The 20,768-nt window shown below is 56.1% G+C and carries 20 protein-coding genes; 7 read left to right on the top strand and 13 right to left on the bottom strand.

Annotated elements, in window-relative coordinates; all coding sequences use genetic code 11:
- Positions 1 to 283: 283 nt before the first annotated feature.
- Positions 284 to 1,096, top strand: a complete 813-nt coding sequence (locus ABD76_RS01120) for an undecaprenyl-diphosphate phosphatase (protein ID WP_206765476.1) — start codon at positions 284 to 286, stop codon at positions 1,094 to 1,096.
- Between the two features lie 74 nt (positions 1,097 to 1,170).
- Here the strand turns inward: ABD76_RS01120 and ABD76_RS01115 are convergent, their stop codons facing one another.
- From ABD76_RS01115 to ABD76_RS01100, 4 genes are all read right to left on the bottom strand, one after another.
- On the bottom strand, positions 1,171 to 1,662 hold the full coding sequence (locus tag ABD76_RS01115; protein WP_197253565.1) for an 8-oxo-dGTP diphosphatase: 492 nt from the start codon (positions 1,660 to 1,662) through the stop codon (positions 1,171 to 1,173).
- A gap of 152 nt (positions 1,663 to 1,814) precedes the next feature.
- A complete protein-coding gene (metG, locus tag ABD76_RS01110) occupies positions 1,815 to 3,818 on the bottom strand; it encodes a methionine--tRNA ligase (protein WP_197253581.1) in 2,004 nt (667 codons plus the stop codon).
- Positions 3,819 to 4,237: 419 nt separating this feature from the next.
- The gene (gene yidD, locus ABD76_RS01105) at positions 4,238 to 4,510 is read right to left on the bottom strand and encodes a membrane protein insertion efficiency factor YidD (protein WP_197253563.1); all 273 of its coding nucleotides are present in this window, start codon (positions 4,508 to 4,510) and stop codon (positions 4,238 to 4,240) included.
- Positions 4,507 to 4,971, bottom strand: coding sequence for a Fur family transcriptional regulator (locus tag ABD76_RS01100; protein ID WP_197253561.1), 465 nt, complete (start codon positions 4,969 to 4,971; stop codon positions 4,507 to 4,509). Before ABD76_RS01100 ends, yidD begins: the two co-directional genes overlap by 4 nt.
- A 162-nt stretch (positions 4,972 to 5,133) precedes the next feature.
- On the opposite strand from ABD76_RS01100, the gene ABD76_RS01095 reads away from it, so the two are divergent.
- The gene (locus tag ABD76_RS01095; protein WP_338124995.1) at positions 5,134 to 5,658 is read left to right on the top strand and encodes a GNAT family N-acetyltransferase; all 525 of its coding nucleotides are present in this window, start codon (positions 5,134 to 5,136) and stop codon (positions 5,656 to 5,658) included.
- A 203-nt stretch (positions 5,659 to 5,861) separates the two neighbouring features.
- Here ABD76_RS01095 and ABD76_RS01090 read toward each other — a convergent pair whose 3' ends face one another.
- Positions 5,862 to 6,842 (bottom strand): ABC transporter substrate-binding protein, encoded by a 981-nt coding sequence (locus ABD76_RS01090; protein ID WP_197253557.1) that lies wholly within the window; start codon positions 6,840 to 6,842, stop codon positions 5,862 to 5,864.
- A 229-nt stretch (positions 6,843 to 7,071) separates the two neighbouring features.
- Here ABD76_RS01090 and ABD76_RS01085 point away from each other — a divergent pair, with 229 nt between their 5' ends.
- Both ABD76_RS01085 and ABD76_RS01080 read left to right on the top strand, forming a co-directional pair.
- On the top strand, positions 7,072 to 8,091 hold the full coding sequence (locus tag ABD76_RS01085; protein WP_197253555.1) for a FecCD family ABC transporter permease: 1,020 nt from the start codon (positions 7,072 to 7,074) through the stop codon (positions 8,089 to 8,091).
- Positions 8,088 to 9,140 (top strand): FecCD family ABC transporter permease, encoded by a 1,053-nt coding sequence (locus ABD76_RS01080; RefSeq protein ID WP_197253553.1) that lies wholly within the window; start codon positions 8,088 to 8,090, stop codon positions 9,138 to 9,140. Before ABD76_RS01085 ends, ABD76_RS01080 begins: the two co-directional genes overlap by 4 nt.
- Before the next feature lie 880 nt (positions 9,141 to 10,020).
- Here ABD76_RS01080 and ABD76_RS01075 read toward each other — a convergent pair.
- Positions 10,021 to 12,159 (bottom strand): stalk domain-containing protein, encoded by a 2,139-nt coding sequence (locus ABD76_RS01075; protein ID WP_197253551.1) that lies wholly within the window; start codon positions 12,157 to 12,159, stop codon positions 10,021 to 10,023.
- A gap of 319 nt (positions 12,160 to 12,478) precedes the next feature.
- On the opposite strand from ABD76_RS01075, the gene ABD76_RS01070 reads away from it, so the two are divergent.
- The 3 genes from ABD76_RS01070 to ABD76_RS01060 all read left to right on the top strand — a co-directional run bounded on the left by ABD76_RS01070 (position 12,479) and on the right by ABD76_RS01060 (position 14,600).
- On the top strand, positions 12,479 to 13,102 hold the full coding sequence (locus ABD76_RS01070) for a YhbD family protein (RefSeq protein WP_197253549.1): 624 nt from the start codon (positions 12,479 to 12,481) through the stop codon (positions 13,100 to 13,102).
- 15 nt (positions 13,103 to 13,117) lie between these two features.
- Positions 13,118 to 13,792: a polymer-forming cytoskeletal protein gene (locus ABD76_RS01065; protein WP_197253547.1), complete on the top strand. Its 675-nt coding sequence runs from the start codon at positions 13,118 to 13,120 to the stop codon at positions 13,790 to 13,792.
- 76 nt (positions 13,793 to 13,868) lie between these two features.
- Entirely contained in the window at positions 13,869 to 14,600 is a 732-nt protein-coding gene (locus tag ABD76_RS01060) for a polymer-forming cytoskeletal protein (protein WP_197253545.1), read from the top strand.
- A gap of 69 nt (positions 14,601 to 14,669) precedes the next feature.
- Here ABD76_RS01060 and ABD76_RS01055 read toward each other — a convergent pair whose 3' ends face one another.
- The 7 genes from ABD76_RS01055 to ABD76_RS01025 all read right to left on the bottom strand — a co-directional run bounded on the left by ABD76_RS01055 (position 14,670) and on the right by ABD76_RS01025 (position 20,750).
- On the bottom strand, positions 14,670 to 15,575 hold the full coding sequence (locus ABD76_RS01055) for a lipoate--protein ligase family protein (protein ID WP_197253543.1): 906 nt from the start codon (positions 15,573 to 15,575) through the stop codon (positions 14,670 to 14,672).
- A gap of 53 nt (positions 15,576 to 15,628) precedes the next feature.
- Positions 15,629 to 15,883, bottom strand: coding sequence for a YciI family protein (locus ABD76_RS01050; protein ID WP_197253541.1), 255 nt, complete (start codon positions 15,881 to 15,883; stop codon positions 15,629 to 15,631).
- A 295-nt stretch (positions 15,884 to 16,178) separates the two neighbouring features.
- The gene (locus tag ABD76_RS01045) at positions 16,179 to 18,095 is read right to left on the bottom strand and encodes an LTA synthase family protein (RefSeq protein ID WP_242069283.1); all 1,917 of its coding nucleotides are present in this window, start codon (positions 18,093 to 18,095) and stop codon (positions 16,179 to 16,181) included.
- A 59-nt stretch (positions 18,096 to 18,154) separates the two neighbouring features.
- Positions 18,155 to 19,447, bottom strand: coding sequence for a DUF6080 domain-containing protein (locus ABD76_RS01040; RefSeq protein ID WP_197253539.1), 1,293 nt, complete (start codon positions 19,445 to 19,447; stop codon positions 18,155 to 18,157).
- 40 nt (positions 19,448 to 19,487) lie between these two features.
- A complete protein-coding gene (locus tag ABD76_RS01035; protein WP_197253537.1) occupies positions 19,488 to 19,805 on the bottom strand; it encodes an EamA family transporter in 318 nt (105 codons plus the stop codon).
- Positions 19,795 to 20,124 carry an EamA family transporter gene (locus ABD76_RS01030; RefSeq protein ID WP_197253535.1) on the bottom strand — a complete coding sequence of 110 codons (330 nt, stop codon included), beginning with the start codon at positions 20,122 to 20,124 and terminating at the stop codon, positions 19,795 to 19,797. The genes ABD76_RS01035 and ABD76_RS01030 overlap by 11 nt, the downstream gene beginning before the upstream one ends.
- A complete protein-coding gene (locus ABD76_RS01025; protein ID WP_197253532.1) occupies positions 20,112 to 20,750 on the bottom strand; it encodes an HAD family hydrolase in 639 nt (212 codons plus the stop codon). Before ABD76_RS01025 ends, ABD76_RS01030 begins: the two co-directional genes overlap by 13 nt.
- Positions 20,751 to 20,768 lie beyond the last annotated feature (18 nt).

The following is a 20,768-nucleotide window of genomic DNA, read 5'->3' as shown; positions in this document are numbered from 1 at the left end:
GCTACTGCCGGGCATGGGTTGCCGAAGGGAACAGCCAGCGGGTAAGAAGTGCAAGCGAGTACCGGAGAAACAGACTTAAAAAGTAGATTGGACTACAGGAGTGAAACGAATTTCCCCGAATGGAACCCTAAGTTCCATTGTCCGGAGACATTCGGAAAGTCCAGTCCCAATATTAATTTTCAATATGAAAACTGGAAATTTTGAAGGCATTCCATGTTCCTATAAAGGACTGGAAAAAGACTCAAAACTGCCTTCAGGAAATACTATACGAGGAGTGAAGAGTTTGGAATGGATTGACTGGCTGAAATATGCCATCCTCGGCCTGGTGCAAGGGGTTACGGAGCCCATCCCGGTATCCTCGAGCGGACATCTTGTCATCGTTGAAAAATTATTCGGCTTACATATCGAAGGGCTTGGATTTGAAGTATTCGTCAATTTCGCCTCTTTATTGGCTATTCTGCTCATTTACCGCCAAGATATTGCGCGGCTGGCCGTCAACACCTGCCGCTTTCTGTTCCGCCGCGACCCGGCGGCGAAAGCCGACTTCATGTTTGTCGTCTACCTGGTCCTGGCGACGATCCCGGCCGGCGTCATCGGCGTCCTGTTCAAGGATGTCATCGCGGACACCTTCAAGGGACTGAAAGTCATCGGCGCGACGCTGCTGGTCACGGCGCTTGCCCTGTGGCTGATTCGCAACCTGCGCGGCCGCAAAGGCGACAAAGATTTGTCGTTCGGCGAGACGTTCCTTGTCGGCTTGGCCCAATCGGTCGCCTTGATTCCCGGCATCAGCCGATCCGGCGCGACCATCGTCGCCGCGATGGCGCTCGGCTGGAAGCAGGAGACGGCGCTGCGCTTCTCCTTCTTCCTGTATATTCCCGTCAGCTTGGGCGGCATGATTCTCGAAGGGAAGGATATGTTGAAGGATCCGACGCTCGGGCAGTTCATCGGCCCGTATTTGCTGGCCTTCGTCTGTTCCCTGGTCGCCTCCTACTTCGCGCTCCGCTGGTTCATGGGGCTGATGGCGCGGGGCAATCTGAAATGGTTCTCCCTGTACTGCGTGGCAGCCGGCCTTTTCGTGCTGCTGTTCCTGAATTAATCTGAACGGATAAGCAACGAACGCAATACGCAAAAAGCTTGGCTTCTCGCCAAGCTTTTTGTAATATAGCGCCATTAACCGAGCTGCTTCACCTTCTCATCCGACGGAACCTCTGCATCTTCGTCCCAGACGACCGAGATTTCAAATGTCCCTTCTTCGAAAAAGAGAGGGAATCTGCGCTTGAACCAAGACTGCATGGGCAATTGCAGCGCTTCCTGTATGTTTATCCAGACCAATTCTCCTTCGGGCGGATTAGGCAGCAGTTCCCCTTCATGCCGCTTGGCGAGATAATTGAACACGATATACCGATATTTCGTCTGCGGCACGACATACTCGTCTATTCCTTTAAAAATCAAATCCTCCGGTTTTACGCGCAGTCCGGTTTCCTCCCATAGCTCTCGCACCGCTCCTTCCGCAATGCTTTCAGGAATCTCAACCTTGCCCCCGGGACCGAGATACCCGGGAAATCCAAGCTTGTCTGGACGATTGACCAGCAGCACCCGGTCTTCATCCTGCACAAGACACATCGTATATAACCCGCATTCCACCTTTTGCAATCCTGACATATTGCCCTCCCCAATGTCCCATGGATCATTTTCCAAGCTTTCTTCAACTATATCACAAACAAATGTTCGTTGATACAAGCACAAAAATGGCGTTCAAATTGATTTCCAATCTGAACGCCATTTTGCATGCGGATAGAATCGCCAGCTATACCCTACTTCACGACCGCTCCGTTCGGCATGCTGTCCGGCACGGTAGCTACCGTGAGCTGGCCGTCCTTGGACGCGGCCAAAATCATGCCTTGCGACAAGACGCCGCGCAGCTTGACCGGCTTCAGGTTCGCGACCACAATCACTTTGCGGCCGATCAGCTCCTCCGGCTTGTAATACTGCGCGATGCCGGAGACGACTTGGCGCTGCTCGTAGCCGAGATCAAGCTCCAATCGGAGCAATTTGTCCGCTTTCGGGACCGGCTCGCAATGCGTGACTTGGCCGACGCGCAGCTCGACCTTGCCGAAATCGTCGATATTGATCTCTTCCTTGGCGTCGGCCGGCGCACCTGCCGCAGGCTCCGATTCCGCCGGCGCGGACGCTGCAGGCGCAGGCGCCTCGGCCGGCGCGGCCGAGGCTGCTCCGCCGCTCATGCTCTCCGCGATGAATGCCGCCTCTGCGGCAGCCTCCAGGCGCGGGAAGATCGGCGCCGCCTTGACGACGCGCGTGCCTTCCGGAATGACGCCGAACGTGCGGGCCGCATCCCAATCGGCGCATGACTCCGGCTTCAATCCGAGCTGCTCCCAGATCAGCGCAGGCGCCTTCGTCAAGAACGGCTGCAGCAGAATCGAAGCGACGCGCAGACTCTCCGCCAGATGCGTCATCACCGATGCCAGCTCGTCGCGTCGCGCCTCGTCCTTCGCGAGCGCCCATGGCTGCGTCTCGTCGATATATTTGTTCGTGCGGCTGATGAACTGCCAGATTGCGCTGAGCGCGACGGAGAATTCCATCTTCTCCATGGCCGCTTCCACCTTATCCACCGTCTGGCCTGCCATCGAAGCCAGTTCGCCGTCAAACGGAGTCACCTGCCCTTTGAACGCCGGAATGACCCCGTCGAAATACTTTTCAATCATCGCCACGGTACGGTTCAGCAAGTTGCCCAAATCATTTGCCAGATCATAATTGATGCGCTCGACGAAGCCCTCGGGAGTGAATGTGCCGTCGGACCCGAACGGCACCTCGCGCAGCAAATAGTATCGAAGCGCGTCCAGGCCGTAGCGGTCGATCAGCATGACCGGATCGACGACATTGCCTTTCGATTTGGACATTTTTCCGTCCTTCATCAACAGCCAGCCGTGGCCGAATACCTTCTTCGGCAGCGGAAGCCCGAGCGCCATCAGCATAATCGGCCAATATATCGTGTGGAAGCGGATAATCTCCTTCCCGACCAGATGCACATCAGCCGGCCAAAACTTCTCATACAGCTCCGAATTGTCGGACCCGTAGCCTAGCGCCGTAATGTAGTTCGTCAAGGCATCGATCCAGACGTAGACGACATGCTTCGGATCGCCGGCCACCTTGATTCCCCAGTCGAACGACGTGCGGGAAACCGCCAGATCCTCAAGGCCCGGCTTGATGAAGTTGTTGATCATCTCGTTCTTGCGCGATTCCGGCTGAATGAAGTCCGGATGCTCTTCATAGTAAGCCAGCAGTTGATCGACATACTTGCTCATACGGAAGAAATAGCTTTCCTCCTTCACGAGCTCCACCGGACGTCCGCAGTCCGGACAGTTGCCGTTGTTCAATTGACGTTCGGTGAAGAAAGCCTCGCACGGCGTACAGTACCAGCCTTCATAGGTTCCCTTGTAAATGTCGCCCTGCTGAACCAGCTGATCGAAAATTTGCTGGACGACCTTCTTGTGGCGCTCCTCCGTCGTGCGGATGAAATCGTCATAGGAGATATCGAGCTTCTTCCACAGCTCTTTAATTCCGACGACGATATCGTCCACGAATTGCTGCGGCGTCTTCCCTGCTTCCGCCGCCTTGCGCTCAATCTTTTGCCCATGCTCGTCCGTTCCCGTCAAATAGCGGACATCGAAGCCGCGAAGCCGCTTGTAGCGGGCCATCGCATCGCCGGCTACCGTCGTATACGCATGCCCGATATGGAGCTTATCGCTCGGGTAATAGATCGGGGTCGTGATGTAAAAGGTTTTGTTATTGTTGGCCATCATGCCCATCCTCCTTCATATTCGCTTGCAGCCGCTGGCAGTGAACCCCGGAATGCATGCAAAAAAGCTCTCGTCCACTTGGGACGAGAGCTGAACTCACGCGGTACCACCCAAATTCCTGCCGCCTTCCCTTCCTCTTCCGCAGGGCAGCGGCGACAGCTTCATTGCGGCCGATTCAACCGGCCTGGAACATTCGTTAACGGGAATGAGCCGCCGCAGGCTTGCCTTCTCTCGCTATTCGCGTACAGAAGCTCGCAAGCGGTTCCTCCGGGACCATGTTCGGAAGGGGTCACATACCGGTTCGCAGCAATCCCGGCTCTCTGCGATGCTCATCGCTTCCTACTTATCCGTTCATCGGATGATATATGCAATACTGTCTCCAGCTTATCTCCAAATATATCCCAGCCCTCCGCCACATGTCAAGAGCGCTTGAGCGGAACCGGATCGTAGCCGCCCGGATGGAACGGATGGCAGCGGCCGATCCGCTTGATCGCGAGCCAGCTCCCCTTGATCGGACCGTGAACCTCCAGCGCTTCCAGCGCATAGGCCGAACAGGTCGGATAGAAGCGGCATGTCGGAGGCTTCAGCGGGGAGATGAATTTGCGGTAAAATTTCACCGGCCCCTGCAGCGCCCGCACCGCCCGCGACGGTCGTGAAGCGGTCTGCCGGCCCGCATCTTCGGGCGAGCTCATGGCCGGGCACCGTCCTTGTCCGCGCCGGTTCCCGCTTCGGAGCCGCCCGCATGCGAACAGGCTTCGCAATAGCCGAAAACTTCGAATTTATGCTTCACGACCTGGAACTTATCCGGCACGTCGGTCAGCGGCATAGGACAAAAATGTATCGGGTACGTCTTCTCGCATTGAAGGCAGATCATATGATGATGATGGTGCGCCTCCGCGCAATGAACCCGGAACTTGACTCCGTCCTCGAAGACGATCTGCTCCAGCACGCCCAATTCATGCATGACGCGGAGATTGCGGTATACCGTATCGAAGCTCAGCCCCGAATACCGCTTCCCCATAAAATCATAGACATCCTTCGGCGTCAGGAAGCCGTCCGTATCCGCGAATAATTTGGCTAGCGTGCGACGCTGTTCCGTAATCCGCAGTCCTTGCGCCGCCATTTTGTCCAATATTTGATCTGTGGTCAGCATCGGTGTCCCTCCCGTAGATTCCGAACCTCTCCTATAATAATGAGCTATTGTCCTTCCGTAGTCAAACCTTCTCCCCGCAACCCGCTGCCCGAGTCAGTCCCCCTGCTCACCCAGGCAGTACCCCCTCTGCTCCGGTTCCGGCAGCAAGACGCCCCGACGGATGTGGCGGAACAGCTTATCTCAATGATGCGTCAAGAATGGCCGCAAGTATTTGAAGGCGAAACGATACGCTGGCCGGATAACCTGGACACCAACCCGGTCTCATTCGTCTACCTATCCGATAGCAGCGTACTCAGCCACGTCGCCGTTCTGAACAAGACGCTCCAGCATCAAAGCCAAGCTTACCGCGCTTTCGGACTCAGCGAAGTCCTCACTCGCCCCTCCAGCCGGGGCCTAGGCCTCGGCACGAAGCTGATTCAGGAAGCGGCAGCCTATATTGAGGCGCAGGAACCGGATATTTCCGTGTTCTCGTGCAAGCCTGAGCTGACGTCATTCTACGCCCGGGGCGGTTGGGAACATTTCGAAGGGGCGTGTCTTGTCGGCGGCACAAGACACAAGCCGTTCCGCAGCGATTCGCTGGGGCTGGCCGTCATGCTCCGCCTGCATTCGGCCTCAGCGCGGGAGCGTCGACAAGCTTTCGAGCGTGGGGATCTTAATCTTGAGCTGGGCGAGAACATGTTGTGGTAACGCGTTTTCTGCCGGAATCTTCTTCCCTGCTGCCATACATCCGTTGCCTGACAGTCGCTGCCTCGCAGCCGCTTCCACACAGCCGCTGCCTCACATCCACTGCCTTACAGAAGTTGCCTCATAGCCGCTGCTTCCTCACAGCATAAGAGGCTGCCCCTGCCATGCCTTTCGGCATGCGGGACAGCCTCCTTGAGGTGAAGCGATTATTTTTCCAAATGATACTGCTTGTATAAATCATCGAGCATCAGGTTCGCTGCGCGCACGCCGCCGGCCGTATTCCAGATGGCGTCATCGACGCGGAAGACCTGATTGTTCTTCACCACGTTCAGGTTTTGCCACAGCTTGTCCTTCGTCCATTCTTCCTCCAGCTTCGACGCTTCCTGGTTCCCTGTCTCATAGACGAAGTAGAACATCAAGTCGCCGTCCATTTCCGGTATCCGTTCCTTGGAGACGTCATCCGCGAAGGCGTCTTTTTGCTGAGCCGCCGGACGCTTGATGCCGATCTGGTCGAGAATAATGCCGGAGAACGTCTGCTTGTAGTAAATGCGCACCTTACCTGGCATGAACCGGACAATCGAGACTTCCTTATTGAGCTGATCGCCGGCCTTCGCCCGGAAATCTTCAACCCGCTTGTCGAAGTCCTGAATCAATTGCTCGCCCTCCGCCTTCTTGTTAACGGCATCAGCCCACAGCAGCAAATTCTCTTTCCATTCCCCGCGCAACGTCTCCGAGAAGACCGTTGGGGCAATATCGCTTAACTGCTGGTAGAGCGCTTCGTGACGCATTTTCGTTCCAAGAATCAGATCCGGCTGAAGACTCAGAATCGCCTCCAGATTCGGCTGTCCTTCCTCGCCGAGATCGACGACGCCTTCCATGTCCGCTTTAATATGATCATACCAAGGCTCCCCCGTCCAGGACTTCACGGCTCCGACCGGCTTGATGCCGAGCTCGAGCAGCGCTTCCGTCCCTTCGTTCGTCAGCACGACAATGCGCTTCGGATGCGTCGGAACGTTCGATGTCCCCATCGCGTGCTTGACGGCCCGAGTCTGAGCCTCGCCATCTCCTTCCGCCTTCCCGGCGCCTTCCGTCGTACCGCCTGCCCCGCCATTCGAATTTCCGCCGCAGGCCGACAGTACCAGACCAATCACCAGCACGAGAGACAGCAATGATGTCCACTTCTTCATCGAGTATTTGCCCCTTTCACATCACCAGAGCCATCAATCGGCTCTTCCTTAGAATCATTCCAAACATTCAAAAAACGTTCAAAATTAGATAAAAAATAATTGTTGCAATTGAATCGGCCAGTCCTGATAATGATTATCAGTCGCCGAACAAGCTAATCGTATAGAATGTGCTGCGATTTGTCAACATTTGATTTTTATATCATTTACGTTAAAGAAAGGAATACGCCGCATGAGAACTTCTTGGCTGTCATCCTCGTCCGCCAAATGGATTGGCTGCATCGTTGGCATCTTCGTCCTGCTCGGATGCGTCTGGGCTAGCATCGTCTACGGCGTATTCGATACGAAGCTTCATCACGTATGGGAAGCGCTAACCGATTATCAGCAGTATGCGGGAAGCAATGAGCATATCGTTATCCGCGAAGTCCGAATTCCGCGGGCGCTCATTGCCGCAGCGGTCGGAGCCAGCCTCGGCATCTCCGGCGTCATTCTGCAATCGCTGACGAAGAACCCGCTGGCCGATGCCGGGATTTTTGGAATCAACGCGAGCAGTTCCCTGTTTGTCGTGATCGGATTCATCTTTTTCCAGTTGAACTCGCTGCAATCCTTCACTTGGCTCGCGCTCGCCGGGGCCTGCATCGGTTGCCTGCTCGTCTTCCTGCTCGGTTCGTCGGGCGGAAGACAGATTCATCCGATTCGCATGACGCTGGCAGGCTCCGCCATTGCCGCGCTCAGCAGCTCGCTGACCAACGGACTGCTTATATCCAATCACCGGGCCATGGAGGAAGTCCTGTTCTGGATTGCCGGCTCGGTCGAGGGAAGGAAGCTGGAGGTTCTGATTGACGTGCTCCCTTACATGGTCATCGCCTGGATCGGAGCCTGGGTGCTGGCCAAGCCGATGGATACGCTGAACCTCGGGGATGATGTCGCCGTCAGCCTCGGACTGAAGGTCGCCTATATCAAGTGGGGCATGGGACTGCTCATCGTCATGCTTGCCGGATCTTCGGTCGCTGTTGCCGGACCGATCGGATTCCTCGGTCTCGTCGTCCCGCATATCGCCCGCAGCCTGGTCGGCATCGGCATGCGCTGGCTCGTCGTCTACAGCGGCTTGATCGGCGCGATCGTGCTCCTGCTTGCAGATATCGGCGCCCGCTTCATCGCCGAACCGAAGGAAATTCCGATCGGCGTCATGACCGCGATCATCGGGGTGCCGTTCTTCGTATACGCCGCACGCAAGGGGGTTAGAGGATGAGACAAAATAGCACCCAACGGCAATTTCGCTCCCGCTCGGGCCGCGTCTCCTTCCTGATCGAACGGAAAGGATGGTTTGCGCTGGCCCTGCTCTTCCTGCTGCTCCTGGTATGCATGATCGTCAGCGCCGGCATCGGCACGCTGCGCATCGCTCCGCTCGATGCGCTCCTGGCCTCGCTCGGCTACGGCGAGCCCGTCCATGTGATGACCGTGCAGAAGCTGCGCATGCCGCGCATCGTGACAGGCGCCTTCGTCGGCGCGTCATTGGCGGCTTCCGGCGCCATCATGCAGGGACTAATCCGCAATCCGCTCGCATCGCCGGATATCATCGGCATTACGGGCGGAGCATCGGTTGCCGCCACGGCCCTGCTGACGCTGGCTCCGTCAGCAAGCATCGCCTGGCTGCCTCCGACGGCATTCGCTGGCGCGGCGCTCATGACCTTCATCGTCTACGGCCTCGCCTGGAAGCAGGGCGTAAAGCCGGCGACGCTCGTCCTAATCGGAGTCGGTGTCGGCGCCGCCGCCCAGGCGGTCAACACCATGCTGGTCGTCATGAGCCCGATGTACGTGACCGCCAAGGCCTACAATTGGCTGCTCGGCAGCGTATACGGCGCCGGCTGGCCGCAAGCCAAGCAAATCTTGATCTGGTTCGCCGTCACCGGCCTGATCTCCTTCATCCTGTCAAGGCGCATCAACCTGCTTCAGCTCGGGGACGATGTCGCCCAAGCCGCCGGCAGCAGCGTGCAGCGCGACCGCTTCCTGCTGCTGGGCACCGCGGCCGTCCTTGCCGGCGCCGGAGTGGCCATCGGCGGCCCTATCGGCTTCATCGCCCTGATGGCGCCGCATATCGCCCGCCGCTTCGCCGGCGTAACCTATGGCCTGCTCATACCAATGAGCGCGCTTGTCGGCGCCATCCTTATCGTCATCGCCGATACGGCCGCCCGCACCGTGATGAGTCCGCTCGATATCCCGGTCGGTGTCTTCACCGCCGCCATCGGGGCTCCCTTCTTCATCATCTTGCTGCTCCGGCGGAAGCGGAGCGACGGCTAGCCCATCAACCTCAATCGGATGGCCCGCCTGCGCGGGCCACCGAAACCGGGGCACAGCTCGGACATTGGACATATCACTTACTGCCTCTTACGTGTTCGCTATCCTTATCGCGCAGGCTCAGGTAAGTCACTTTCTGACTCTTATGCTCGTTATCTCCGTCATGCAGGTCGGACAAGGCACTTTCTGACTCTTATGCTCGTTATCTCCGTCATGCAGGTTGAATATGTCCTTGTTTTTAACTCTTCAGCGAAAGCTCCCCTGACCGGTGGGGATTTTGGTTATAAAAAGTGAGTACGGAACAGTAGTCGTGAGATCTGAATCATGGGGATATTGGCTATAAGGAGTCAGTACGGACATTAGCCGTGAAACCTGAGGCGGTGGGATATTGGTCATAAGAAGTCAAGCACGGAACATCAGGCTTGACACCTGAACAACGGGGATATTGGTTATAAGGTGTCAGTACGGACATTAGCCGTGAAACCTGAGGCGGTGGGATATTGGTCATAAGGAGTCAGCAAGGAACATCAACCGTGATACCTGAACCGCGGGGATATGGCCATAAGGAGTCAATACGGACATTAGCCGTGAAACCTGAGGCGGTGGGATATTGGTCATAAGAAGTCAAGCATGGAACATCAGTACGGGCACCTGAACCGTGGGGATATTGGCCATAAGGAGTCAATACGGACATTAGCCGTGAAACCTGAGGCGGTGGGATATTGGTCATAAGAAGTCAAGCATGGAACATCAGTACGGGCACCTGAACCGTGGGGATATTGGCCATAAGGAGTCAAGGTTCAATCCCGCCGCGCCAAAAAAAGAGAGAGCACCGCGGGGGGACCCTCTCTAGCAAGCGTTGTGATGAGTATAGAATGATGGCTTATTCTGCCGGTTTTTCTTTTGGCAATGGAATGAACAGCAGGTTGACCGGCATATTGCTGCCCGCGGCCGGGGTGAACAGAATCTCTACGGTCTCCTCATAAGCTCCGGTCCGGTAGACGACGCTGGCCTCGCCCGTACTGCTCAATCTTCCGTTATTCGGGGTTGTCACGGTCTGTCCGTTCACATACAAACCGCCCGAGTAAGAGCCGCCGCGAGAGTTGAAGGCGATCAGCGTGTGCGGCGCCACATTTTCCAGCTTGACGCGGTACAATACGCCGTAGTTGCCGGCGTTCACTTGGCTCTCATAGGTCATCATATCCGAACCTTCAATGTACGTGTCATTTGTCTTGTCCGCAAAGACGAGACGGGACGCAGTTTCTCCTACCCGCTCGCCGATCGTGAAGACGCGATCCGCATTGTTGAACGTGCCTCGGATATGCTTGCCATCTGGCTTAAGCTCTTTCAGCTTGTTCAGTTCCTTCATAACATCCTTCGAATCTTCCAGAGCTATGACCGAATATTCCAGCGTATTGTCGCCGAAGAAATCGGCGTACATCGTATAGATGTCCCCTGGTCTCATCGCGCGCTCGTTTAATTGCGGTGTCAGTACCCGGGTCTCGTTTGGCTGTAGCACCATCTCTTTGATTTCTCCTGCCTGCTCGAACGATTCCATATATCGAACCGACGCGAGCTTCCCGGTTTGCTGCGGATACGGATTCGGTCCAGCTTGGCCGTAATGCTCCACATAGACGGTTGCCGGATCATCGGATATGTTCTTTGCAACCACATAGAGCTGCATCTTTTTGTCGGTTCCATTTTTGTGATGGAGGAAAATACGGGCACCGCCTGCAACCCGATCTTTGTACACGATTCCTTCCTCAAGCACGGTCTCCGGAGAATTCGTGCGGTACAGTGTCCGTCGCTCTTCCTTTACTTCCGGCTGAAGCAGCTTCATATCCAATACGGAACGTGCGCCAAGCGGGAACACTTCCCCGTACGGAGTGTAGAGCAGGTTGAATTCATCGAAGGTGTACAGTGTTTCATCCGAGATCATGATGGTCTGGGAATACTCATCCGTCAGCCCGAACTTGTTTGTAACCTTGAGCGTAATCGTCTGCGGACCCGGTTGGAAAAACGCCGGCTCGTTGTTGGTCCAAACCCGTTCCGTGATGGAATCCTCTTTGTCCGTGCTCAAGTCTTCGTAACGGATGTATTCCCCCATTTTGTAGGTGGTCTTAGGCGTCTGGAAGTGCGCCTTCGGCGGTTCCTTCGCCGGCTGGACCGTAATATTGACAGAGTACGGTTCGCTTATGTTGCCGCTCTCGTCGACGACACGAAGCGTGATGGTGTAAACGCCCGGCTCATCATAATACTCTTGAAGCCCTTCCCACTGTTCATCGACTATTTTCAACCCGGTTGGACTCGTCGATTCGTTCTTGACCGTCACGCGGGTCTGCGTCGCGAAAATTTCCTCTTCATTTACGCTGAATTTGGCAATCGGTTGCGTGTTCAACTGAATTACGATCCGTTTGTTCTTGCTGTCCCAAGTATATGGATAGCCAAAGGCCTGCATTGCGGACGTTACCGGCACCATGAACGTGTTTTTGACAATATAAGATTCCCCGCTCATCTTGGTCGGGGAACCGTTCACCCGATATTGATCGCTGCCCGCTTTATAGCGCAGTTCCTTGTCTCCGTTCGTAATAATCGTTTCCTTGGTCTTATTGTCGAATCGGGTCTGCAATCCGAACCGATCCACCAAGGACCGGAGGGCTATATAAGAAACGCCCTTTTTGACGGTAATCGGCTGTGGAGAGGTATATTTAACGCCGTTATGATACATCACATTGCTGTTCGCCATCAGGATGAGTTCATCCTTGCCGGCAATGCTGGCTGTTGGATCCGGGGTAACCGTGTCCGGCTCCGTCATGTCCGGGTCCGCTGTATCCGGGTTGTCCGCGCTTCCATCTCCGTCCGGCTCTTCAGATGTAATATCGCCTTGCTGTTGGGATTCGACGGCCGCTTCCGTTCCTCCTGCCGCGCTGCCGTCTCCTTCTGCCGCAGCCAGGACGGGAACCATCGTGATAAGTTGTATTGCTGCCAAGCAAGTAACAAATAGCTTTTTCCAAGATTTCATTTCTGTGCTTTCTCCTCACCCATCGTAATCATTCATGCTCATATCGAATCCTGACCCTTTAATGTGAACATAGTCTTAGACGCAAAAGATTACAAAAAGTTTCATTTTTCGTAACCATCTTCACAGAAAGCCAGCATAGAGAAGTATTCCAGTGATTAAAGAAGAAAAAGGGCGAAATAGAAACCAGGTAAACGATAATTCATCATTTGATCTCCCGAACAGGCAGCAGGCGAACCTCAGGATTGCACTTTTAACAAAACAGTGTTACGATATCAACGTAACACTGTTACACAACAACCAAAGGAGGCTTCCGCTTGGCATGGACGAACAATTGATTTCAAAAAAAGAATTGCTCGATCTGACCGGGATCTCTTATGGGCAGCTATACCGGTGGAAGCGTAAAAATCTGATACCGGAAGCGTGGTTCATCCGGAAGTCTACTCACACCGGCCAAGAGACTTTTTTTCCAAAAGACAAAATATTGGAACGCATCGATAAAATCATCAATATGAAAGAGGATTTGTCGCTAGATGAATTGGCCGACATGTTCTCCCCGCATGTCGCCAGCACTGCATTCAGCAAGTCCGAGATTATCGGCCGCGGTCTCGTGTCACCTATAGCGCTTCAGGTGTACACCGAGCAAATGGGCGATGCCGAAGCTTTTTCATTCGAAAAGCTGCTGCACATCTATGTGCTGGATCGGCTGCTCCAATCCGGCGATATGAGTCTGGAGGAAGGCATGCTGCTGCTTCAACTGCTGCGGGATCATTACGGCAAGTTCGAAGGGAAAGAGTGCGAGCTTGTACTGATCCGCAAGATGGGCATTAGCACGCTGCTGCTCGTCTCCAGCCCGGAAGAAATTTGCGCCGACAGAGGCACGAAGCTCGTGACCCGCCTGTCGCTTGCAGGCTGCCTGCAGGAATTAAAAGTCAAACTTACGTAACGGGAGGAACCCCTTATGTCTCAAGCAACGGGAGATCTTATTATTTCAGGTCTCGGAAGCTCGTCCGGCGGCACGTATCAGCGGGTTCGGATAGATGGTGGCGGCAATATCGATGGAGATCTCGTCTGCTCATCCTTTGTCTCCAACGGGAAAGGCAAAGTAGCAGGCAATCTGAAGGCGGAATCAACCGAGGTTCGCGGGATGCTTACGCTCAAGGGCAACCTCCAATCGGATCATAGCCGAATCGATGGAACGGCCCGGCTGGATGGTCATTGGTCGGGGGACGATATCGAACTGAACGGCACCGTCACAGTCGCTTACGATTGCCAGGCCGAGCGCTTTGTCTCCCGCGGCGCCTTCCATATTGGCGGACTGCTTAACGCAGGCATTATCGAGGTGAAAATGGCTGGCGGCTGCCGGGCACGTGAAATTGGCTGCGAGCGGATTCAGGTTCGACAGGGCGCCGCGTTATCGATCTTCAACAAGCTGTTCTCCTCCTTCATCAACCGCCCTCAGTTGGAGGCGGACACGATCGAGGGGGATATTGTCGATCTGGAATTTACGCGGGCCCGCGTCGTGCGCGGCAATCATGTCACCATCGGTCCCGGCTGCCAGATCGATTATGTCGAATACCGGCAATCCGTACAACTGCATGATGAGGCTCAAGTGAACAGCCATCGGAAGCTGTAATGAACGGGATCCGGGCTGTCCGGGATTTATCCCTTGCGGCACCGGCAAGCCTGAATAAGGAGGAATCAGATTCAACATGGAACAGCGGCGCGATCTGAAAATTATGGGCTCCTCACGCGCGGGCGGGGGAGTATATGACAAAGTAAGCATCATGGGAGACGGCTCCGTGCACGGCGATGTGGACTGCCGCCAGTTCAGCTGCGCGGGAACCGCCCATATCGAAGGCAGCGTGAAGGCCGGCGAAATGAAAATTCGGGGAAACGCCCAAGTGAACGGAAACGTGAATGTGAACAAGCTCTCTATCCAGGGGCATGGCGAGATTCACGGCAGTCTGCGCGCCGGGGAGGCCGATATCGGCGGGATGGCAAGCATCGGCCGCAATCTGCAGGGCGAGCGGCTGAGCCTGAAAGGCTCCGCGACGGTGCAGGGCGATTGCGAATTTGAATCCATCACCGCCAGCGGTTCGCTTCAAGTCGAAGGCCTGCTCAATGCGGGCAGCCTGGATCTTCGTCTTCAGTGGCCCTGTCATGCCCGCGAGATCGGCGGCGACACGATCAAGATCCGGCGCGGCAGCGGACTCGGCAATCTGTTCGGCTTCCTCCCCGGCCTGTTCCACATGGTGCCGGATGCGCGCATGAGCGCCGACCTCATCGAAGGCGATCATATTGAATTGGAGCATACGACGGCACGCATCGTCCGCGGGAACGATGTCATTATCGGCCCGGGGTGCGAGATTGGGCAGGTCGAGTACCGCCGGCAGCTGCACCGCCATCCGCATTGCAACGTGCATCATGTTACTCAATTGTAGCCGTATTTGCTGCCGAATCTTACCCATAAATAAAAGGACGGGATGCTCTCATCCCGTCCTTTTGTTCATTTAATGGCCCTGCACCCCATACCGGCGGCGCAGTTCGGCTGCGGCCGCGCGCACCTCGTCCGGTTCCGGCAGCCGCAGCTTCGCCGCCGCGGCCGCGATTCCCTGCTCCGTCTGCCGCTCGCGGATAACCCGCTTCACGGCCGCGGTGAAGGCCTCCGCCGCATCGGCCTCGCGGCCAAGCCCGGCCGCTTCCTCGAGGCTGGCCGTGCTCTCCTCCGTCACGAGCGGATAATCCCGCTCCGTGCCGCCAGCGGTCGCGCGGGCATAGAATTCCCGCACGAGCCCGGCGCTGTCGCGGCCGGAGCCGCCGGCAATGACGAACGCCTGCACGATGAAGGCGTTCGCCTGCCGGCGCTGGGCGATGCCGCAAAATTTGCGGCCGCCGATACTGAGGTCGAAGTCGCCGGGGCAGTAGGCTCCTTCGACCTCGCCTTTGTCGACGCGGCAGCCGGTATGCTGCAGCGCCCGCCGAATCAAGCGGTACATCCGCTCGAAATCGCCGTGAAAATGCTTGTCGCCCCCCTCCTGCTTCGGCAGGATGAGCGACAGGTTGACGACGCCGGAATCGAGCGGCACCGCGGCGCCGCCGGTATTGCGCACCGCAGTCGCATAGCCGAGCGACTCCAGCCAGCGCAGCGCCTCGGCGGCGCGGGGCAGCCGGCTGTCGCGCTGCCCGAGAATAAAGGCCCGCGGATGGCGCCATAGATGGCAGAGCGGCGGGCCCCCGCGGCCGGTCTGTCTGCACAGCAGCTCATCCAGCGCGAACGGATAAAGCGGATCCGGCTCCGTCCAATCGTTCGTGCGATCCAGCAGCAGCACGTCGTTCAGCTTGCCGAGAACAAGCTCATCAAGGGCCTCGTCCTCCGGCGGCTGACCGCCGCTGACCGTCTCTGATCGGTGATTCATGTCGCCGCCTCCTGCACGGGAAGGGGACAGCAGCCGCCCCCCCTCCCTCCATTCTATATTTTCCACTCGCGAAGGTTCAGATGCCGAACCCCTTCCAAGACATACGGATCGTTCTCCGCCAGCTGCCGCGCTTCTTCCATGGAATCCGCCACATAAATGACCATGCCGCCCGATCCGTCGCCAAAAGCGCCTTTGGCGAACACCTTGCCCTGCTCTTTCAGCTTGTCCAAATAATCCAGGTGCGCTTGACGGTACGTTTGGTTTTTGGAGGCATCCTTCATTTCCAATAAAGCCGCATAATGAGCCATTGTCGATTATCTCCTTTTCCGTGATCAGTTAGTTAAATACGGCAATCCCCGGGCAATGCAACTCCCGCGCAGGCAGACTATAACAGCCTGAGAGTCGCAGGCTCCGCGGCCCTGCTCTTGGCGAAGCGCCGGAAGCGAGCTTTCGCGGAGCATATGCCCGATTTTCATATCTAGCGTACAACAGAAGGCTTCATCAGAAAAGCCGGAACTCGCGGTCGGCTCCCTGTTCGAGAGCGCTGACCGGGCCGTGCGAGCCCTGCCGGACAGCCGCGAAGCAGAGCGGAGCGCCCGGCCGCTACCGCTTGGGCAGCAGCTGGACATACTCATCCGACAGCTTCATTAACGATAAAATATACTCATAATCGCGGCGGTAAGGCTCAAGATCATGCATCGGCTCCAGCGTGCGGAGCGAGATCGCCTCGCCATCTTCGAAGCCCGTTCCCGGCACGAACAAAATATCATTCGTAAAAAATGACCCGGTCGGCAAATAATAGCGCATGCCGATGACATTGTTGTCGGTGTTTAACAGATCGCGGCCGAACGCGGTGAACTGCCGCTCCTCCAGAGAGATGCCAAGCAAATTGGCCAACGTCGGCATAATATCGACCTGGCCCCCGGTAAGCTCCACCGTCTTGCCGCTCTTCTGCCCTGGCACGTGAATAATGAGCGGAATATTGAAGCGGCTTACCTTATTATCATAAGGGATGCCCAACTGGGCGGTAATCTCCTTCCCGTCGGTCTCCGCCGGGTTGACGCCGGAATGATCCCCATAGGCGACAAACACCGTGTTGTCCCATATCCCGTCGGCTTTGAGCTGATCGATGAAGCGGCCCAACGCATAATCGGTGTAATTGATGGCCGTCAAATAATGCCCAAGCTGCGTATTCTCCATCTCGGGAGGCAGCTTCAGCCGGCGCCGATCCGGCGGAACCACGAACGGAGCGTGGCTGGACGCGGTCACGAACTGGGCATAGAACGGCTGGCCGGTTGCGGCCATTTCCGCCAGCTTCTCGCCCCCGACGCGGTATAATTCCTCATCCGAAGCCCCGAAATCATTGAAATGATCGTTCTCGTAATAAGGCTGGTCGAAATAACGATCAAATCCGACGCCGGGATACAACAGATTGCGGCTCCAGAAACGGACTTCATTGACATGGAACGTCGCCGATTGATACTCAAGCTTGTTCAACAGGCGAGGCAGGCTGGGCAGCTCCCTGCCGCCGAAGCCCGTCGACATCGCGACCGTGCCGGTCGGGTAAATCGACGTATTGGACATAAATTCCGCATCCGACGTATTGCCCTGGCCGATCTGCTGATACACATGAGGAAAATAATAGCCTTCTTTCGCGAGCCGATTCAGCACCGGCGTTACCTCTTGGTCGCCGAGCTTCAAATGAATCGGAAAGTTTTGAAAGGCCTCCATCTGCACGACAATGACGTTCATGCCCTTCGCCTCGCCGAAATGCGCCGGCTTTGCGCCCTTCTTTTCTTCCTTGCGGTAAGGATATGTCGATTGCAGCTCGTTCACCCGCCGGATCGTCTCCTGCAGGTTGCCGCTGGCAATCAGATCATTCTCCCGCTTGCTTTTGATGGCCGAGGCGACCTGGTAGTTCAAGAAGCCGAGACGCTCCGCCTGCACCAGTTCATTGTCGATGCGGCTGCCGTCGGCAATGAACTGCAGGGAGACCGCCGCGCTGACGACGAGCGCGAGAGCGGCGGCGATTTTGCCCCGCAGCGTGCCGGTTCGCGGCCGCTCCCGCTGCAGTCCCGCAAGCTCCCGCTTGGACGACCGGCTGAACAAGCGCACCGCTCCGATCGCCAGAGCGATCGCCATATCCGCAAAAAAGAGAAAATGATACGGCTGAATCAACACCGTAATGCTGCCCCGGATTTGCGGCACCTGCCCCAATCCACCAAGCGCCGTATACGTCGGCACCGTATTGAAATGAATCCGGTACAAGGTGGCGGCGAACAGCATCAGCGAAAAAACGGCGTTGATCGCCCAATAGACGCCGCGCTTCCCCCGGCGCGGCAGGACCAGCTCCAGCAAGCTCATAATGGCGAGCAAGGACAAGGCGTCGCTAAGCAGTCCCAAGGCCGTAATCTCGCCGAACAAGAAAACACGAAGCAAGGCCAGCTTCGCCAGCAGCAAAAGAGAGATGCCGGCGATGGGCGATATTCGAAAATGTCGCTTCCGCATTCCTATTTTCATAAAAAATCACTTTCTTTCTAATCAATCTGTTCCATGCGCATCCATTCAGTCATCGGCCGCTACGGTTGAAGCGAAGCCGAACCGATCTGAATATAGACTTGCTGGATCGTGTCCAGTGCGGCCGCATGGCCAATGATATTGCGAACCAAGGTTGCCGCCGCGCAGGCGATGATAACCCCGGTCAGAATGCCGCGCGCGGTCCCGCCGCAGCGGTGGACCCCCCAAGCGCTTAACAGGAACAAGGCAAATAAATAATGTCCGGCGTACAGATACATATCATATTGAAATGCCGCCAAGCCGAAGCCAACGATGATATGCAGCAGAAGCGCGAACAGTGGATAAATGGCCAGAGATTGCACCTCTTTCGACCGATATCCCGTAACGAGAGCCAACAAGGTCAAGACGATGACAACAATGCCGATGAGATGTCCATACAGCGGGAACGGGTTCGACAGATCCGTCACGAACGCCATTACCGAGTCGTCGATCATCGCCAAGTGCGGCGTGACAATCGGGCTCTCGATCATCGAATACAATGCTTTCCAGTGATGGGCGAAGGAAAATGGCGCCACATAGCTGAATCCGCCGGCTTGGATATTATGCTGCCACGTCGTAATCCAGGAACTGCCGGGAAACAGAACGAACTGCAATCCCGTAAGCAGAGCGACAAGCAGCAAGGAGATGCCGGCGATCTTGAGACAAGCGATCCAGTATTGTCTGCTCTTGCGCAGCGTGCTGATGAAGAGCGATCCGACGGCGGTTGCGACGTTGGTCACGGTCAGTCCGAAGTTCAGCGTCAGCAGGATCGAGGCCGGCCATGTCCCGAGCTTCTGATGGTGCCGGCAGTACTGCGCGTAAAGCACCGTCAGCAAAATGATCAGGACCGCGTACGGATAAGAATCCGGGATCAGCGCCGAAAAAATCTGATAGGAACTTGCGCCGAAAAAGGCGGCCGTTCCGATAGACAAGGCGTTGCCGTAGGAATTGCGGCGCAAATAATAATACATCAGGACGACGCCACACGCGTTCATGGCGCTCTGTATCCCCAGAAACAGGCCGTTGCCCCACGTCAGGGAGGCCGCCTGCTTCAACGGCGCCGACAAATAATTGATCAGCGGATGAATCACGGAAGATTGCGGCGCATAATAAAGCGACGGATCGAAATTGAACAGATTCAATGTGAACGGGACCCCATAAAACGGGCTGAGCTCCGTCAGCACCGCCTGATTCCGCTCCATGTACGTAATGAACGGAAGGTTCAGCCAAAAATAGAATAGAAAGAAGCCCAAAAACAGCAGCAGCGCTTTGCGGTTATCCTGCTTCACGCCAAAAACCGATTTCCAAAACTGCATGACCCCATGCCTCCAAACGATAATTTCTCTATCTCCTCCATCATCCTGCGAGAAGAAGCATGCCCGCAAAAATAAAGACAATGCCAGCCGCCTTCGGCAAGCCTATCGATTCCTTGAATATCCATCTCGCCAATACCATCGTCCAGATGAAGGTCAGCGCATTCGCCGGAAGGACGACGGTATAAGGCAAGAACCGCAGCAAATATATATTAAGCAGGGCCCCGGAGCCATAGCACAGGAAGCCGAGAAGAAGCATGCTCCGCTGCTTTCGCGCGGACGATAATTTGAAGCAGGCGCTGCCGAGCGACCCGAACCAGGTCATCACCACAAGGAGGAGCCACAGCCATTCATTTCTCATAGCTGATGCACGCGACGCCGATTATGAGCAGCAGGACGGCGATTCCTTTCTGCAGATTGACCGTCTCGCCCAGGAGAAGTCCGCCATACAGCAGGGCAAAAATATAACTGCATGCCATCAGCGGATAAGCGACGGACAGCTTCTCCAGCGACAGCGACTTAATCATGAGCACGGCCCCGATGCCATAGAACACAAAGCCAATCCCCAAATACAGCAGATTCGCGATGCCCCATTTCCAGAACAATTGCCCCGTCGCGGTGCACCAGGCCGACAAGATCATGAGCGCCTTGCCGGCATGCTTCGACTTCAAGAGCTCCATCTCATGACCTCCAGACCCTCCTGCTTGATCGGGGCGTTCCGGATCAGATACCGCTGCCCCGCCAGCTTCAGCATCGGCAAATCGCTGGTGCAATCGGAATACGCGCAGGAGGCCTCGTAATCGATCTCAAGATGATGGCGCTCCAAATAATCGCGGATGCGCGCTACCTTCTCTTCCGCTTTGCAATTTTTGCCCTCGATCAGATGCGTATAGCGGCCGTTCCGCCGCTGCAGCTCCGTCCCCAGGACCTCGTCCACGCACGCCAGCTTCTTGAAATATTTCATATAGGCGACGGGAGAAGCCGTCACGAGAATGACGCGGTAGCCCAGCTTCTTGCGGCTGCGCATCTCGGCGAGAGCATCCTGATACATTTCCGGCGCCAGGACCCGGTCGTAAAAAGCCTCCAGATCGGTCTCGTCCATATAAGCAATGGATCGAAAAAAGTACTGCTTGGCCTTTTCAGCCGGCACGATCCCAAGCTTATACAGCAGCAGGTTCCAGGCCAGGGCGGGCAAATGGATGACAGAACTCGGCTTCGCCGCAAGCCCGTATTTCAAAAACAAGAACATGGAATCGCGCCGAATAATCGTTTTATCGATATCGAAAAGCGCAACTTTGGCCAGCATGATGTTTGACCCCTTTCC

Source organism: Paenibacillus dendritiformis (assembly GCF_015845845.1).
In the GTDB taxonomy this organism is placed as follows: domain Bacteria; phylum Bacillota; class Bacilli; order Paenibacillales; family Paenibacillaceae; genus Paenibacillus_B; species Paenibacillus_B dendritiformis_C.
Note: the sequence above shows the minus strand (reverse complement) of the source record. Positions and strands in the feature narration are given on the sequence as shown.